The organism is Bacillus sp. FSL E2-8887, assembly GCF_038007205.1.
Lineage (GTDB): Bacteria > Bacillota > Bacilli > Bacillales > Bacillaceae_G > Bacillus_A > Bacillus_A mycoides.
In genome coordinates this window covers 4,403,110-4,418,241 of record NZ_JBBOWS010000001.1, presented here as the reverse complement: position 1 = coordinate 4,418,241, position 15,132 = coordinate 4,403,110, and the positions used below count along the sequence as shown (strand labels likewise).

Annotated in this window: 20 protein-coding genes; 14 read left to right on the top strand and 6 right to left on the bottom strand. The window is 34.7% G+C overall.

Annotation, left to right across the window (positions count from 1 at the left end; translation table 11 throughout):
• The first annotated feature begins 16 nt into the window (after positions 1–16).
• Positions 17–184 carry a FeoB-associated Cys-rich membrane protein gene (locus NSQ08_RS22740; protein ID WP_033708410.1) on the top strand — a complete coding sequence of 56 codons (168 nt, stop codon included), beginning with the start codon at positions 17–19 and terminating at the stop codon, positions 182–184.
• Positions 185–219: 35 nt separating this feature from the next.
• On the opposite strand, the gene NSQ08_RS22735 is transcribed toward NSQ08_RS22740, so the two are convergent.
• Complete coding sequence (locus NSQ08_RS22735; protein WP_002034472.1) at positions 220–798, bottom strand: lipoprotein BA_5634 family protein; 579 nt, start codon at positions 796–798, stop codon at positions 220–222.
• A 412-nt stretch (positions 799–1,210) separates the two neighbouring features.
• Here NSQ08_RS22735 and NSQ08_RS22730 point away from each other — a divergent pair, with 412 nt between their 5' ends.
• From NSQ08_RS22730 to NSQ08_RS22710, 5 genes are all read left to right on the top strand, one after another.
• A complete protein-coding gene (locus NSQ08_RS22730) occupies positions 1,211–1,876 on the top strand; it encodes a PspA/IM30 family protein (RefSeq protein ID WP_002015754.1) in 666 nt (221 codons plus the stop codon).
• Positions 1,877–2,105: 229 nt separating this feature from the next.
• The gene (locus NSQ08_RS22725) at positions 2,106–2,510 is read left to right on the top strand and encodes a DUF350 domain-containing protein (protein ID WP_002015753.1); all 405 of its coding nucleotides are present in this window, start codon (positions 2,106–2,108) and stop codon (positions 2,508–2,510) included.
• A gap of 21 nt (positions 2,511–2,531) precedes the next feature.
• Positions 2,532–3,038: a DUF4178 domain-containing protein gene (locus NSQ08_RS22720; RefSeq protein ID WP_340778976.1), complete on the top strand. Its 507-nt coding sequence runs from the start codon at positions 2,532–2,534 to the stop codon at positions 3,036–3,038.
• A 13-nt stretch (positions 3,039–3,051) separates the two neighbouring features.
• Complete coding sequence (locus NSQ08_RS22715; RefSeq protein WP_061674545.1) at positions 3,052–3,870, top strand: DUF4247 domain-containing protein; 819 nt, start codon at positions 3,052–3,054, stop codon at positions 3,868–3,870.
• 97 nt (positions 3,871–3,967) lie between these two features.
• The gene (locus NSQ08_RS22710) at positions 3,968–4,186 is read left to right on the top strand and encodes a hypothetical protein (RefSeq protein ID WP_002167505.1); all 219 of its coding nucleotides are present in this window, start codon (positions 3,968–3,970) and stop codon (positions 4,184–4,186) included.
• 138 nt (positions 4,187–4,324) lie between these two features.
• Here NSQ08_RS22710 and NSQ08_RS22705 read toward each other — a convergent pair whose 3' ends face one another.
• Positions 4,325–5,197: a YitT family protein gene (locus NSQ08_RS22705; protein WP_002191001.1), complete on the bottom strand. Its 873-nt coding sequence runs from the start codon at positions 5,195–5,197 to the stop codon at positions 4,325–4,327.
• A 197-nt stretch (positions 5,198–5,394) separates the two neighbouring features.
• Here NSQ08_RS22705 and NSQ08_RS22700 point away from each other — a divergent pair, with 197 nt between their 5' ends.
• Entirely contained in the window at positions 5,395–5,769 is a 375-nt protein-coding gene (locus tag NSQ08_RS22700) for a zinc ribbon domain-containing protein (protein ID WP_340778974.1), read from the top strand.
• 46 nt (positions 5,770–5,815) lie between these two features.
• Here NSQ08_RS22700 and NSQ08_RS22695 read toward each other — a convergent pair whose 3' ends face one another.
• Positions 5,816–6,850 (bottom strand): YdcF family protein, encoded by a 1,035-nt coding sequence (locus NSQ08_RS22695; RefSeq protein WP_340778973.1) that lies wholly within the window; start codon positions 6,848–6,850, stop codon positions 5,816–5,818.
• A gap of 711 nt (positions 6,851–7,561) precedes the next feature.
• Between NSQ08_RS22695 and NSQ08_RS22690 the strand changes: the two genes are divergently transcribed.
• Positions 7,562–7,795: a spore germination protein gene (locus NSQ08_RS22690; protein WP_002015747.1), complete on the top strand. Its 234-nt coding sequence runs from the start codon at positions 7,562–7,564 to the stop codon at positions 7,793–7,795.
• Between the two features lie 165 nt (positions 7,796–7,960).
• Here the strand turns inward: NSQ08_RS22690 and cydB are convergent, their stop codons facing one another.
• Positions 7,961–8,989, bottom strand: a complete 1,029-nt coding sequence (gene cydB / locus NSQ08_RS22685) for a cytochrome d ubiquinol oxidase subunit II (protein ID WP_305926778.1) — start codon at positions 8,987–8,989, stop codon at positions 7,961–7,963.
• On the bottom strand, positions 8,979–10,328 hold the full coding sequence (gene cydA, locus NSQ08_RS22680; RefSeq protein ID WP_149191016.1) for a cytochrome ubiquinol oxidase subunit I: 1,350 nt from the start codon (positions 10,326–10,328) through the stop codon (positions 8,979–8,981). The genes cydB and cydA overlap by 11 nt, the downstream gene beginning before the upstream one ends.
• A 224-nt stretch (positions 10,329–10,552) precedes the next feature.
• Between cydA and NSQ08_RS22675 the strand changes: the two genes are divergently transcribed.
• Complete coding sequence (locus NSQ08_RS22675; protein ID WP_002089163.1) at positions 10,553–11,116, top strand: beta-class carbonic anhydrase; 564 nt, start codon at positions 10,553–10,555, stop codon at positions 11,114–11,116.
• Here the strand turns inward: NSQ08_RS22675 and yidD are convergent.
• Positions 11,113–11,349, bottom strand: a complete 237-nt coding sequence (gene yidD / locus NSQ08_RS22670) for a membrane protein insertion efficiency factor YidD (protein ID WP_000809328.1) — start codon at positions 11,347–11,349, stop codon at positions 11,113–11,115. The genes NSQ08_RS22675 and yidD overlap by 4 nt on opposite strands.
• Positions 11,350–11,477: 128 nt before the next feature.
• Between yidD and luxS the strand changes: the two genes are divergently transcribed.
• The 5 genes from luxS to licT all read left to right on the top strand — a co-directional run bounded on the left by luxS (position 11,478) and on the right by licT (position 15,043).
• Positions 11,478–11,951 carry an S-ribosylhomocysteine lyase LuxS gene (gene luxS, locus NSQ08_RS22665; protein WP_001141371.1) on the top strand — a complete coding sequence of 158 codons (474 nt, stop codon included), beginning with the start codon at positions 11,478–11,480 and terminating at the stop codon, positions 11,949–11,951.
• A 170-nt stretch (positions 11,952–12,121) separates the two neighbouring features.
• Entirely contained in the window at positions 12,122–12,886 is a 765-nt protein-coding gene (locus NSQ08_RS22660) for a MerR family transcriptional regulator (RefSeq protein WP_215588551.1), read from the top strand.
• Positions 12,883–13,578, top strand: a complete 696-nt coding sequence (locus tag NSQ08_RS22655; protein WP_080448092.1) for a DMT family transporter — start codon at positions 12,883–12,885, stop codon at positions 13,576–13,578. Before NSQ08_RS22660 ends, NSQ08_RS22655 begins: the two co-directional genes overlap by 4 nt.
• A 1-nt stretch (position 13,579) precedes the next feature.
• Positions 13,580–13,894: a DMT family transporter gene (locus NSQ08_RS22650; RefSeq protein WP_256485410.1), complete on the top strand. Its 315-nt coding sequence runs from the start codon at positions 13,580–13,582 to the stop codon at positions 13,892–13,894.
• Between the two features lie 279 nt (positions 13,895–14,173).
• Positions 14,174–15,043 (top strand): BglG family transcription antiterminator LicT, encoded by an 870-nt coding sequence (gene licT / locus NSQ08_RS22645; protein WP_256485409.1) that lies wholly within the window; start codon positions 14,174–14,176, stop codon positions 15,041–15,043.
• Positions 15,044–15,132 lie beyond the last annotated feature (89 nt).

Here is a 15,132-nt window from a genome sequence, read left to right as displayed (position 1 = left end):
AAGGAGATGTATCGCGGTGATGGTCAATATTATAATTGGAGCTATCATTTTTGGTTATGCAGCATATACGTTAGTTAATTTTGTAAAGAGAAGTAAAAAGGGAAAATGCGCAGCATGCTCTTTAAGTAAGTCATGTCAGTCGCAAACTTGTAGTCCAGATATGGAGCAAATTGCTCAGAAATAGAAAAAAGCTTTGCGAATTTCGCAAAGCTTTTTTGTTTACTTTTTAATTTTTACAAGTTGTGATGCTTCTACTCCATTTGCTCCAGGTAATTCTTTGCTAGGGTCTTTATCAAATTTTAGAATACCTACAGATTTTTCTTCACCTTTTACATTTCCATATGCTGCGTCATCAACGATGGCAAACATATCTCCATAAGAACGGCCGTCACCGATAATTGTGTTACCTTCATATTTTAATTTCGCTCCATCAAGTGTAGCATTTTCAACTTTTTCTTTTGCAAATAATACACCTTGCTCTGTTGTTACAGCTGGTAACTTATCAATTGCTTTTGTGTCATCATTTTTATCGACTTTTTTAAGTAGTTCTTTCTTAACGAGTTCTTCACCAGTTTTCTTATCCATTACAAGTACTTTTTTACCTTCAAGTGTTGCAACTTTCATTTTATATACATCTTTTTCTTTTACATCTTTTTTGTTTTTATCTGCGATTTGCTGAACTTGATCTTCCGTTCCGTATAATACTAAGCCGTTCGCCTTTTCTCCTAATAAAGAACAACCTGATAATGCTCCGAATGAAATTGCTGCTGCTAATCCGATTCCTACTAATTTTTTCATGATGATTTCTCCTTTTTATATGTTTTATAGTAAATACAGTTTTTGTATTAGTCCTTACAGTATGAGAAGCTTTTTTGCTATTCCGTTGCTTCTGGTATTAGTGTATAAGAAATATTGAAACGTAACTATCGAGTTAGCTTACAGTAACATTACAATTATGTAATTTAGTGAAATCGCGCAAAAATAAGTTAATTTTGGAGGCAGAAATAATAAGGATATAGTAGGAATACAATATTATATTTGGAATGTCATATTATATTAGTTGTATTTTGGAAATAACATGTAAGGACATCTTAGTTTTGTTATAATAAACACATAGGTTGTAAAAATGAATATTCTTACTGAAAAGGGAGATTTTTAATTTTCCAAGTAGTGAATTTGAAATATGAGGTATATCATAGGAGGAATTTGGATGTCTGTATTTAAACGATTAAGAGATTTAACAATGTCGAATGTGTATTCATTAATTGAAAAAGCTGAAGATCCAGTTAAGATGACGGATCAATATTTACGCGATATGCAAGCGGATGTACAAGAAGCTGAGAAAAGTGTAGCAGCTCAAATCGCACTTGAGAAGAAATTCAAAATATTATTTGAAGAGCAAGAAGCACTTGTGAAAAAACGTGAAGAGCAAGCTCATATGGCTGTTCAAGCTAGCAACTTAGATCTTGCGCGCCGTGCTTTAGAAGAAAAACAAAATGCAGAGCAAAAGATGAATGAGTATAAAGCGAGCTATGAGCAAAACAAAGCAGCTGCTGATAACCTTCGTCTTAAGCTAGAAGAAATGCGTAAGCAATTAACAGAGCTGAAAAATAAACGTGAAACACTTGTTGCACGTGTAAATGCAGCGAAAGCACAAAAGAATATTAATCAGGCGATGTCTGGATTTGATTCAAATTCAGCAAAAGCTGGTTTAAGCCGTATGGAAGAGAAAGCACTTCAATTAGAGGCTGAAGCAGAAGCAAGCGGTGAAATTTACAAGAAAGAAAAGTCGTTAGATGATGAATTCGCAAGCTTAAACAAAAATTCTGTTGTTGACGATGAATTAGCTCGTATTATGAAGCAGTACGAGAAATAATATAGAATAGACAAAGAAACCGACATGTCTGAAGAGAATTCATGTCGGTTTTCTATTACCCCGCTATTTGCGGGCAAAGACTCCCACCTCAACATTTTGTGAAAGCAGAGAGGTTGGTGGGAGTCGGGCTGCCCGTAAATGCCCGATTGGTTCAACTAATAATCAGTAGGGGATGGAAAACTCCCCACTGATTAAAGTTTCACTTTACTTTTTTAGAGGAGGTTTTGTAATGACGTGGATGAATGTTTTAGCTATGCTTGTATGGACTGGAGCGAGTGCGGTACTTTTATTTGCAATTATGTGGGTTGATTCGATTTTTACAAAATACAATGATTTAAAAGAAATGAAAAATGGAAATACAGCAGTGACAACGCGTTTCGTTATGAAATTATTTGCGCAAGGGTACATTTTATCTCAATCTATAACGAAAGCGAATGACTTATGGCAAGCGCTTCTTGCCTCAGCAGTTTCATTCGTTATTTTATTAATTGTAGAAATGTTCATTGAGTTTGTGTTAAAGAAAATGTCTGGTTTAGATTTAGAAGAAGGAACGAAAGAAGGCAGCTTAGCACATGCGTTGTTAGCTGGTTCATTACATATCGTTGGTGCACTTATTTTAGGCGCTTGTTTATAAAGAGAAAAGGAGGGGTAGATTGTGAGTTTATTTAAACGTATTAAAAATATAATGAAGAGTCCGGAGCCGCCGAAGCCAGAAAAGAGTCTTTTAACATTGGCTCCTGGCGATATGATTGAAGTCTCGTTAGTCATGTACGAATTAACTGGGAAAACGAGCATGCATTCTAGCAAGGAGATTATTTTAACTTTGCAGGATGGGAAAGATATTCGTTATTTGAAAATCGAAGACCGTGAAAATACGTATTACAAATTGTATACACCGATTGATGGTCGTTTAGATTCAATCGATGAAATTCCGACGACGATTGAAATGGATGATATAGAGTATCATATGGAAGAACAATATAATGGACGTGTTGTTGTTATGGGGAAAACACCATTTGCTGCTTCAGAAGAACAGTACGTATGGGAATTCCAATCTGATAACCGTAAATTATTACGTGTTGAATGGCAAAATGGTCGCACAATGATGTATGAGGGAGAAGTAATTATTCCTGCTGATGTACAAATCATAAGAGCAACATAAGGGGGGCGTAATCATGTCAAACCGATTGTTTACCATGATTAAATCGTTCGTAATCCCTATACTTGCTATCGTTACATTACTTGTTATTGCCGGTTATGCTTTATCGGGCTGTCAAAGTGGTCAGGCGAAGTCAATTCAGGACCGTTACCCACTAGAGTCTGTCGCAAAGGATGGTAAACAAGAATCTTACGTGTATAGGGCCGCCAATCGGTCAGTTCCTGAAGTTGCAAAGGAACTTATAGCCGAAAGGAAACCGAAGCAAGCATCTAAAGAAGACGAAAATCAAATGTTCCTCGTTTATTCTGATAAAATGTATAATTTACAAAAGGATAAAGAGAAACCATCTGATACGTTAATTGAAATAAGCAATGAAGAATTTGTCCGTCAAAATTACCAACCATCCTTTTTACAAGGATATATCATGGGGAGTATATTAAACGATATATTCGGTTCACGCAAATCATCATACGGTGATTATCGCGGATATAATGACAGACAAAATCATAAACCGGTGATCCCGGAAAGACCACCTACGAAAGAGGAAAAGAAAACCCCGCCTCCAATTACGAAGGAAGGGAAAGGATCTATTATTAAGCGAGGCGATAATGTAGATCCGAAATCATCTGTAGGTGATAAAGGAAGTATTACGGAAAAAGGAAGTAAAACGACGCCACCGCCTTCTACCGGAAGTAAAGGGAAAATTACGAAAAACCCGGGTGGCTCGAGTGGATCTGATGTGAAGCCGAAATCATCCATTAAAAGCCCACCAAAGAATACGTCGCCCCCGAAAACAAGGGTTGGCGGTTCAGGGAAAATTATGAAGAGAAGATAGTATAGAGACTGAAAAGTGGAATTTGCTTTTCGGTCTTTTTATTATGGGAATTAATTCCTTATAGCTGGTACAATTAAGTTATAAGGAGGAGATTATTATGAGTATATATAAAAGGTTTAGTTTGATTATGTTCCTCGTCTTATTCCTCAGTTTGTTTATTAGCACAACGATGAAATTTCACTTTATAGTAGGTATTCTATGGATACTGTGTACATGTACTCTCTTTCTATATGTTCCGCTTCGCTTTCAGCATGAAGTGCCCGCCTTTCAAAAGTACGTCGATTGGATTAAAAGCGGGGGAAGATGGGGGGAGTAAAATATATCAACGGTTTTTCGATTATATCTATCGTAGCTCAAAATATATCAACGATTCGAAAAGGAATATCGATTTACCAACTTCATAATAAAAAGAGGCTGCACCAATATTTTGGCACACCCTCTTTTTTCATAATGATTAATGAATATCACGTTTCTTAAAGTTACCGCCTTTTACTTCAGCTACGTCATAAACTGTAATAAAGGCATTAGGATCGATTTCATTAATCAGGTCCTTCATTTTACTTTCTTCTAAACGGTTAATTACACAAGAAATTTCTTTGAATTTCTCTCTTGAATAACCACCGTATACTTCGTTATACGTTGCGCTTCGGCCTAAACGATCGCGAATTGTTTCTACCATTAATTCAGGCTCTTTCGTGATGATTTTAAATGTTTTCGAACCACTTAAACCAACTTCAACGATATGAATCACTTTCGAAGCGATAAAGTAAGCAATTGCCGAAAGGATAGCCCCTTGAAGACCAAATACTGTTGAAACAAAAATAAAGACAAACATATTTAAGAATAAAATAAGGTCACTTGTTCCAAAAGGTAACTTACGAGAAAGTAATACAGCTAGCATATCGATTCCATCTAATGCGCCGCCGTTACGTAATGCTAGTCCCATACCGAAACCGATAATAATACCACCAACAACTGTAACGAGTAATGTATCGCCTTCAATAATAATTGGTATTCCGTGCATGACAACGGTACCTATTGCTAATGAAGCAATCCCGATGATGGAATAAATTGCAAAGCTTTTACCGATTTGTTTATATCCTAACCAAACGAAAGGAATGTTAATAACTGCGATTAGAGCTCCTAATGGCAATCCAAATAATCTTGAACTAACGATACTTAAACCAGTCACACCACCGTCTGATACGTTATTTGGAATTAATACCGATTCTAATCCGTACGCTGTGATAAATGCCCCAATAATAATCATCAAAGCTTTTGAAGCGATTTTTAGCTTATTGGGCTTGTTTCTGATAATTTTCTCCATGTAATTTCCTCGTTTCAAACTAGTTTCTTATTTGTTACGTAATTCACACCTAAACTCCATTTTAACATTTAATTTGAAAAAATTCTCCTTTAATGGATGTATGCAGGGGATATTATCACCATATTATTAATTTAAATACGCCTGTAGCTGATAAGTGAGTGGTCATAATTTGATATAAACAAGTGGGAATGAACAGTATGGATATGTACACTTGGGACGTTGATCTTAAGGAGGGATTCTGTGAGATACTGTACGCGAAATGTGGAAATGAAACGAACGATGGTAATAAGTTTTGTGGACAGTGTGGAGAGAGTCTTAGTTATGCAACAGTTAAGGGAAATCCAGTAAATCGTCATTCAAATAGTGATATAGAGGTGTTTTCATTAGTTGGTTTTATAACAGGATTAATATCTTGGTTTATTAATTTGTGGGGACTTGTTGGCTTTATAGCTATCGTTTTTTCTATATTAGGTTTAAATAAAAAGGTAACAGGGACTAGTAAAGTGTTTGCTATCATAGGAGTTGTTTTTGGAATTATTAATGTTCTGTATGCGTTTATGTTAATTATTTAACTAAAAAATGCCCCTCTTTCATGAAAAAGGGGCATTTTTTTAGTTATTAAGAAACAATAAAACTAAGCACGGATACGAATAAAGCAAATCCTAAAACCGTTCCGCAAACTTTCATATGACGTTTACGTCCCATCACAATAATTGCGACATATTCACGAATCATTGCATTAGGCCAGTAATAAAATGCAGTTTTGGATCCAATTCCTTGGCTATTAAGACCAGCTTGTCTTGCATATATACCAGCGCGGAAAAGGTGAAAATTGTTCGTTGTAAAAATACTTCTATATTTACCTTCAGGCTTTAAAGAATCCATAATTTCTTTAGAGAACAACATATTTTGATATGTGTTTACAGAGCGATTTTCTTGTACTGTATGTTCAAGCGAAATTCCTTTTTCAACAGCGTAATTTTGCATCGCTTCCGCCTCAGGAAGGCCTTCATCTGGACCTTGTCCACCAGAGAAAATGATTGTTGGTGGTGTATTCACAGCGGCTTGTTTCCAATAGAAGTCGATCGCTTTATTAATACGACTTGCAAGTAATGGTGGCACTTTGTCATTAATTAAGCCACTACCAAGAACGATGATGAAATCTTGATTACGCCTTGGTCTGTTGAATTGGTATAAAAAATAAGCAGTTAAGAAGTTAGATAAGTGTATAAAAAAATATACAGTTATAAGAGAAATACCAGCGAAAATAGGCTGGAAATGTGATGAGAACAAACTTGCTGGATTTATAATAGGGAGTAACATAAAGAATAAAATACCTAAAGCAGCAATGAGTGTTAAACAGTTAGTGAAACGTCTTCCTTCTCGTTTCATTAAAATTCTAGCATTCAGAAATAACCCAAACATTAAAGCGATAATACCAAAAGGAATCATAATGATAAGTGCTAAAATAGGTAGCAATATGATTGAATGCAGGGTATTATTGCCTGAATCATAGGACGTAATAGTACAAAAAATAAGGAAAGAACAGAAAAAGGCATTAAATAGAAAGCCGTTTATAATTTTTCTTGGATCTTTTAAGTAAGAGATAAGAAAAATTATAAACAATGTAAGAGGAATAATTCCTAAATACATAAATATAGTACACCTCAATTTGTATAAGAATTTGACATACCTTTTATATTACATGATTTTATAATTGAAAATGAAAGAAAAAGGATTTTGAATTTTCTTAATAAAATATATGGATACATATGTTAAAATGTATTCAAGGCGATATATTAAAAGTAAAATGGTTGAAGAGGCACTCTGTGGAGTGTCTTTTTCTTTTTGGTATGTAATTATGCATATTATGTTTATTTTCAAGGGAAGAGGATTAAAATATAAGTTGTGGATACACGCTATAAAGCAGAATTTTATATTAATATTTATCTCTACTCTTTTGTACCTAACAATCTTGTAACAATTCATGATTCTGTTTTCTAGTGTGTGTTTACAAAAAGCGGGATGGGGTATATATATACAGGGGAAAGGACGTCTTCTTGAAAGGCGTCTTTTTGTTTCTTAGTATAGATAATTTCCACTATTAACGTAGTGCAAACTATCTATACTAAACATTAGCAATCTTCCGTATAAAGATTATCAATTTACTATATATTCCAGCGGTGTTAAGCTACATATGAAAGGCTTTCTTTTTCAAAATATTACCCCTAATAAAATTTTGAAGAAGTCAACTGTCTCCAAACTTGCCATTAATGCTTAGAGAAAAAGCACTCAATTTGAGTGCTTTTTCTTATTGAAACATGCTATTTTTGTAGGCGATGTTCATAAAATAAAAGTAACGAAATGAAAGTAGGTGATAAAATGCCAGCTATTGTTGAAGGGGTTATTATTGAGAACTGTAACGGGACAATTAACTTAGGTGATAAATATAACGTACATCCAATTGAAAAAACGAAAGCTTATAATGGATCTGGATCTTCAAATACGGGACTAAATGTGAGGACATTCAGTGGTATTAGTACGGCAGATGTAACGGATAACGATGTGTATGACCAAGTAATTCAATCTACGTTATAATTTTTATATGTAAAATTGCATAAAATGATGTGCTTGCCCTGTGATACAATTTAGTTGTGAGCTGTTAGTGATTCTTCTTTATCATAGTTGTTAGATTAGAAATGTAACATCTTATCGAAAATCATACGTAAAAAAAGACACTTCAAGCGAAGTGTCTTTTTCATTTTAGTGATATCCTTTAGCAGAGTCTTTATGAATTTTATTTTTAAATATGCTGTAGCTCCAAAGCTGATATCCAATAACGATTGGTACCATGACGATTGCAACGAAGAACATAATTTTTAAGTTTAATTGACTACCAGCTGCGTTGTATAACGTTGTACTATAAGCGTCGTTAATACGAGATGGTAACATTCTTGGGAACATACCTGCAAAACCAGTTGTCATAAACATTGCGATTGTTAAGCAAACGAATGTGAATGCAAGGCCGATTTTATGTTTGTACACCATAATAAGTGTGAGTACACTCATTAACATTGCAAGTACTGGAAGAATGAATAGTACAGGATATTCCGTGAAGTTTTGGAATAAATTTGTACGATTTGCAGTTGCGACATAGAAGATAGCTAAAATGATAGCAGCTGCCATTGAAAATGGTCTTGCGATTTTATAAGCACGATCAGATACTTCGCCAGTTGTTTTAATCATAATCCAAAGGGCACCAGATACGACGAATATAGCAGTGAAGAAAAGACCACCTAAAATACCATAATGGTTTAGTAAGCTAAGTAAAGTTCCTTCATAACCATCTTTTCCGATTTGCAGCCCGTAATACAGGTTAGCGAATGTAACACCGAATAAGAAGGCGATTAGGAAACTACCAATTGTAAACGCCCATTTACAAGTTTTTTGCCAAATTGGTGAATCGTCCTTATGCATAAATTCAAGTCCAGCGGCACGAGCAAATAGTGCAAGTAATACTAAAAATAGTGGTGTATATAGGTAGCTAAACATATTTGCATATGTGACTGGAAAGGCAGCAAATGTTGCGCCACCAGCTGTAATTAACCATACTTCATTACCACCCCAGAACGGGCCGATAGCTTCTTGTAATTGATTTCGTTCTTGTCGGTCTTTCGCAACGAATGGGAAAATCATTCCGTTACCGAGTGCGTAGCCATCAAGAATGAAGTAAACTGTCCAAATTACGCCCCATAAACCGAACCAGATGACTGCAAGCATATCATGAGACATGAGCTGTACCTCCTTCAGTAGCAGGTTCTTCTAATGCAGCTGGTCCTTTTTTCGCGAACTTCAGCATTAAGTATACGTCAGCAATTAAGAGTAAAGTGTAGAACAATATTAAACTAATTAATGAGAACCAAATTTGTGGAACTGATATAGGTGACACGGATTCTGCTGTACGCATTAGTTTATAAACTGTCCACGGTTGACGACCTACTTCAGCAACAATCCAGCCAGCATTAATCGCAATGTACGGAAGTAAGACAGACCACATTGTAATTTTTAAATAACGTTTTGAGTTTTCTAGTTTTCCTTTTCGGTTTAAATAGAAACCGTACCAAGTTAATGCCATAAAGAGCATGCCAAGTGCAACCATTAAGCGGAAGCTATAATACACGAGGTTAACATTTGGGCGTTCATCTTTCGGAATATCTTTTAAACCAACAATTTCTCCATCAAATGAGTTTGTATAGAAGAAACTTCCGAGCTTTGGAATAGTAAGTAGTTCAAAGTTCTTTTCATTTTTCACATCAGGAATTTGAATGATTGAGAAACCTTGTCCTTTTCCAGTGTCCCAAACAGCTTCCATTGCAGCTCCTTTTGCTGGTTGATACTTAGCCGCTGATACACCAGATTGATGGCCCATAAATGGTGTAATTGTTGCTGCGAATAACCCTAACATTAAGCCAAACTTAAATGATTTTTTGAAGAATTCCACTTCGTTTTTACGTAGTAAATGATATGCACTAATTGCCATAACGAAGAAAGCACCGACAATATAACAACCAATTACAGTATGGAAGAACATATTCCATGCATATGGATTTGTAACAAGAGCCCAGAAATCATTTAATTCAGCGCGGCCGTTACGTACTACATAGCCAACGGGGTTTTGCATAAAGCCGTTTGCTGTAATAATCCAAAGGGCAGAAATATTTGTTCCAAGTGCAACCATCCACATACAGAAAGCACGGAACTTTGGTGAGATTTTGTCTTTACCGAATAACCATATTCCCATGAAAGTAGATTCTAAGAAGAAGGCAACGAGTGCTTCGATTGCGAGAGGTGATCCGAAAATATCTCCCATATATTTGGAGTACTCAGACCAGTTTGTTCCAAATTGGAATTCCATCGTAATTCCGGTTATAATCCCCATTACGAAGTTAATTGTAAATAATTTACCCCAGAAATTTGCCATTTTGCGGTATGTTGGATTCAATGTGCGGGCGTATTGAGTCTCCATACATGCTACTAAAATAACAAGTCCGATTGTCAAAGGTACAAATAAAAAGTGATAAAAAATAGTAATTGCAAATTGAAAACGACTTAGTAACAGAACGTCGGACATAATAAATATTCACTCCTTTTTTACATTATCTACAATCAGTTTATAGTGAAAAAACGTTTAAAGTATGTGAGACTTGTTACAAAGGTGTGTGTATATTTTGAAAGAATTATGTCGATTATCTGAAAACATCCTATTTTTACTATAAAGCAATATCCTTTTTGAGTTTTTCAAATTTTGGTACACTATATATGTAGTGTAAATGAGAGAAAAGAGGGTTCTTTACTATGAAGTCATTAGAAGAGATTTTACAATACAATGAAAAATTTGTTGAAGAGAAAAAATACGAAGAGTATGAAACAGGGAAATTTCCAAACAAAAAGATGGTAATTATCTCTTGTATGGATACTCGTCTTGTTGAATTATTACCGAAAGCAATGAATATGCGTAACGGTGATGTGAAAATTATTAAAGTAGCAGGCGCTGTTATTTCACATCCATTCGGAAGTATTATGCGTAGTATTTTAGTCGCTGTATATGAGCTTGGAGCTGACGAAGTATGTGTTGTCGGTCATCATGATTGTGGTATGGCAAAAATTCAAGCAAGCAGTACAATTGAAAAAATGAAAGAGCGCGGCGTAACAGAAGAGAAATTAGATACACTTCGTTATTCTGGAATCGATTTAGAAAGATTCTTACAAGGGTTCTCTAGTGTAGAAGAAAGTGTAGAACATAGTGTGTCAATACTTCGCAACCATCCGTTACTTCCGGAAGAAGTACCTGTTCACGGTCTTGTTATAGATCCTGACACAGGAAAATTAGATTTAGTTGTAAATGGTTACGAAAATTAAGAATTTACTTTGTCATCCTTTTTATCTGGGACAGGATCAAATCCTCCTGGATGGAAAGGGTGACATTTTAATATACGCTTACATGTAAGCCAAAATCCTTTGAGGGCACCGTGTTTTTGAAACGCTTCTAATCCATAATGAGAGCAAGTCGGATGAAAGCGGCACGTTGGCGGTGTCATCGGAGAAATGAACTTTTGATAAAAGCGTATAATACCGATAAAAATCTGTTTCATAATGGTCTCCTTTTCAGCATAGTCTTAAAGTATTATAGCACGACAGTACATAATTCTTTACTAATGTCGATTTCCGTTATATCATATTGGATATAACGGAATTAAATTAAAAGCGGGAGAGATGTTGTATGCCATCAGTAGAAAGCTTTGAATTAGACCATACGATTGTAAAGGCGCCTTATGTAAGACATTGCGGAGTCCACAATGTAGGTAGTGACGGTATTGTAAATAAATTTGATATTCGTTTCTGCCAACCGAATAAACAAGCAATGAAACCAGATGTTATTCATACGTTAGAACATTTATTAGCATTTAATTTACGTAAATATATTGATCGTTATCCGCATTTTGATATTATCGATATTTCACCAATGGGCTGCCAAACAGGATATTATCTTGTAGTAAGCGGAACACCAACGGTTCGAGAAATTATTGATTTATTAGAACTAACATTAAAAGATGCGGTTCAAATTACAGAAATTCCAGCTGCAAATGAAACACAATGTGGCCAAGCGAAGCTTCACGACTTAGAAGGAGCACAACGCTTAATGAACTTCTGGCTAAGCCAAGATAAAGATGAACTTGAGAAAGTGTTTGGATAAAGTGATACTTTAATCAGTGGGTGAGAGTCTTATTGCCTACAAATAAAAAAACTGCCTGTGAAAGGGCAGTTTTTTTATTTGTAGAAATGTATGTTATGAAGAGTATTGACTTTAACGTATACGTCAAAGTTTATAGTAGGGATAAATAAAGTAAGTAAAGGGAGGAAATGATGGATAAGTATAGCATTGGCGAAATTTCAAAAGAAACGAATGTAACGACGAGAACACTTAGATATTATGAGGAAATTGGATTGTTAAGACCGTCTTATGTTGCTGATTCAGGATATCGTTACTATTCAAAAGATGATGTAATTACATTGCAGCAAATCACAACTTTTAAAAAGCTTGGTTTTAAGCTTTCAGAAATAAAAGAAGTATTAAAAGAAGAAAAGGGGATTTCAGAAGAAGGAAGATGGAAAAATGCGATTCAAAATGAAATTCAAACAATACAAGGGGAAGTAAAAAGATTACAGGATTTAGAAAAGCTACTATATACAACATTTCATTCCATTGAATTAACAGGAGAGCTTAGAACAGAAGATTTAATGTTATTTATAAAATCAGTACAGGGAATTGATCAGAGGGAGAAATTTTGGAAAAGATATTTTAATGAGGAAGAGCAGCAGATTATTCAGGGCTTACCAACATTTGAAGAAAACGATAAAAGAACGAAAGAGTGGCTGCAAGTATTAAGAGAAATTCGCGAGCGTATAAATGAACCAGTAGATTCACCAGAAGTTCAACAATTGGCGGAGAAAGTAGTGGCTTTTTCCATGCATATATTTCAAGAAGATGAACAATTAATAAATAAGTATTGGGAATTAATTAGACCTGAAGAGGGGGAGATTGCAAAAGTATATGGACTTGATTCGGAAACAATGAAGTATATAGATGAAATGGTAGATTATTATTTGAAAAAGGAGGAAGATAAATGACAGCTATGCAAAAAGAGAAGCTATATGGAAAGGAGCACGCGCGATTAGAGCGGCAATACTTTTATAAACATGTGGGCATTTTCATTCTTGCGCAGCTTTTATTTATTTTTCTAATAGGGCTTGTACCAGCTCAAGAGTTACCAAGTGGATCTTATATTCTTCATATGAAAGAATGGATTTTGAATAAACAAATAGGCTTTTATAAAAATGCAACTGTTAATACCATTATCAGTGTTTGGACATCGGTGCTCATTATTCATTTTATTTGGGCGATGTCGTATATCTTTTTTCCGAAAAAGAAACGTAGTTCGCTAAAGCAAGAAACACGACAAGAGGTAAAAGAAGAAGTGAAAAAGAAAAAGGAGATTAGTACAAATAGGGCGTGGCTGTATTTAGTATTTGGAGGCTTAATTGAAATATATTGGGCAACAGGATTAAAAACAAATTCGATGAGCATTTTGACACTTATTGCAATTTTAGTTAGTTTTCATCTATTAATTGAAGCAACTAAAAGAATCCCAATTGGAACGGCATATGCAGTATTTACTGGAATTGGGACAGTGGGAACGATAGTAGTAGATATTTTATATTTTAAAGAGCCATTTTCGTTTATTAAAATTTTCCTTGTTTGTTTATTAGCACTATTTATTATCGGATTGAAATTTAGTGGCGACAAGGAAGAGGTGAAATAAAATGGCGTGGATGTATTTAATTATAGCTGGGCTTTTTGAAATTGTCGGTGTAATTGGGATAAAGAAAGTAACAAAAGATAATAATTGGACGAATAATATTATTTTAATAGGTGGATTTATTATTAGTTTTCAATTTTTAACGATGGCGCTCCAAGAAATTCAGTTATCAATTGCATATGCAGTTTGGACTGGAATTGGGACGCTCGGTGCAGCGGTTGTCGGTATTTTATTTTTTAAAGAGCCGAAAAATGCTTTTCGGATTATTTGTATCGTTGGAATTATGGGGACGATTATTGGATTGAAAATGGTGAGTTAAGCAATAAAAGGCAGAAATAAATTACTAGATTTATTAAACGAATTGGATAGAGACAGCGAATAATTTGTGTTTGTTATGTGACAACTACACCCAGTCGTTGACAGAGCTGAAATAGTATGTTAAAAATAAGGAAAGCGTTTACAACCAAAAGAATTGTTACTGTTCGGCAGGCAAAACCTAAATTTGTATAAGGATAACTGTATCGTTATTCTTATGTGCAAATTTAGGTTTTTTTTATAACCTTTTGCCTGCAATATAAAAAAACAAGGACGAATGCGAATGGAAATAAAAAAAATTTTAAACAATAATGTTGCTATTACGCATAATGAGTTTAAACAAGAAATTGTCGTTATGGGAAAGGGTTTAGCTTTTCAGAAGAAAGTAGGAGAGACAATTGATGTTTCGAAAATAGAGAAAACATTTGTGCTAGAGAAGCATGGAGTTTCTGAAAAGCTTGCAAAATTATTAGAAGATACGTCTGAACTATATTTAAATATTTCTTCAAAAATTATAAACTATGCACAATCTAAGCTTTCATACAAATTGGATGAATATTTATATGTTGCGCTGACGGATCATTTAAGTTTCGCAGTTAGTAGATATAAACAAGGTATACAGCTCAAGAATGCACTGCTATGGGAGATTAAAAAATATTATAAACAAGAGTTTCAAATAGCGCTACATGCATTACATATGATTGAAAATGATATAGGAATTCGCCTTGGAGAAGATGAAGCAGCTTCTATTGCTTTGCACTTAGTGAATGGTCAATTAGCTAGTGATAATATGGCTTCTGTCGTGCAAGCAACTGAAGTGGTTAATAACATTTTGAATATCGTTAAATATCATTTTCAAATAGAAATGGATGAAAACTCGCTTAATTATGAACGCTTTTTAACACATCTTCGTTTCTTCTCGATACGATTTACTCGTAAAGAATATGCCCCTGAGGGTGATGATCAATTCCTTTATGAGCAAATCCAGCTGAAGTATCAATCAGCTTTTCAATGTAGCCAAAAAGTGAAGCATTATTTACAAAGCGTCTATAATTGGAGTGCTTCAAATGAGGAAATTGTTTATTTAACTTTACACATTCATCGGGTAACTTTTCGCCATGCATCGAATCGTATGGTGGATGAGGGGAAATAGCAGTAGGTTTGGAGAAGAAATGTATAATCGTTATTATTTATAAACTACATATTACTTAGAGGAATGTTACCTATGTTGGGCATAACCTG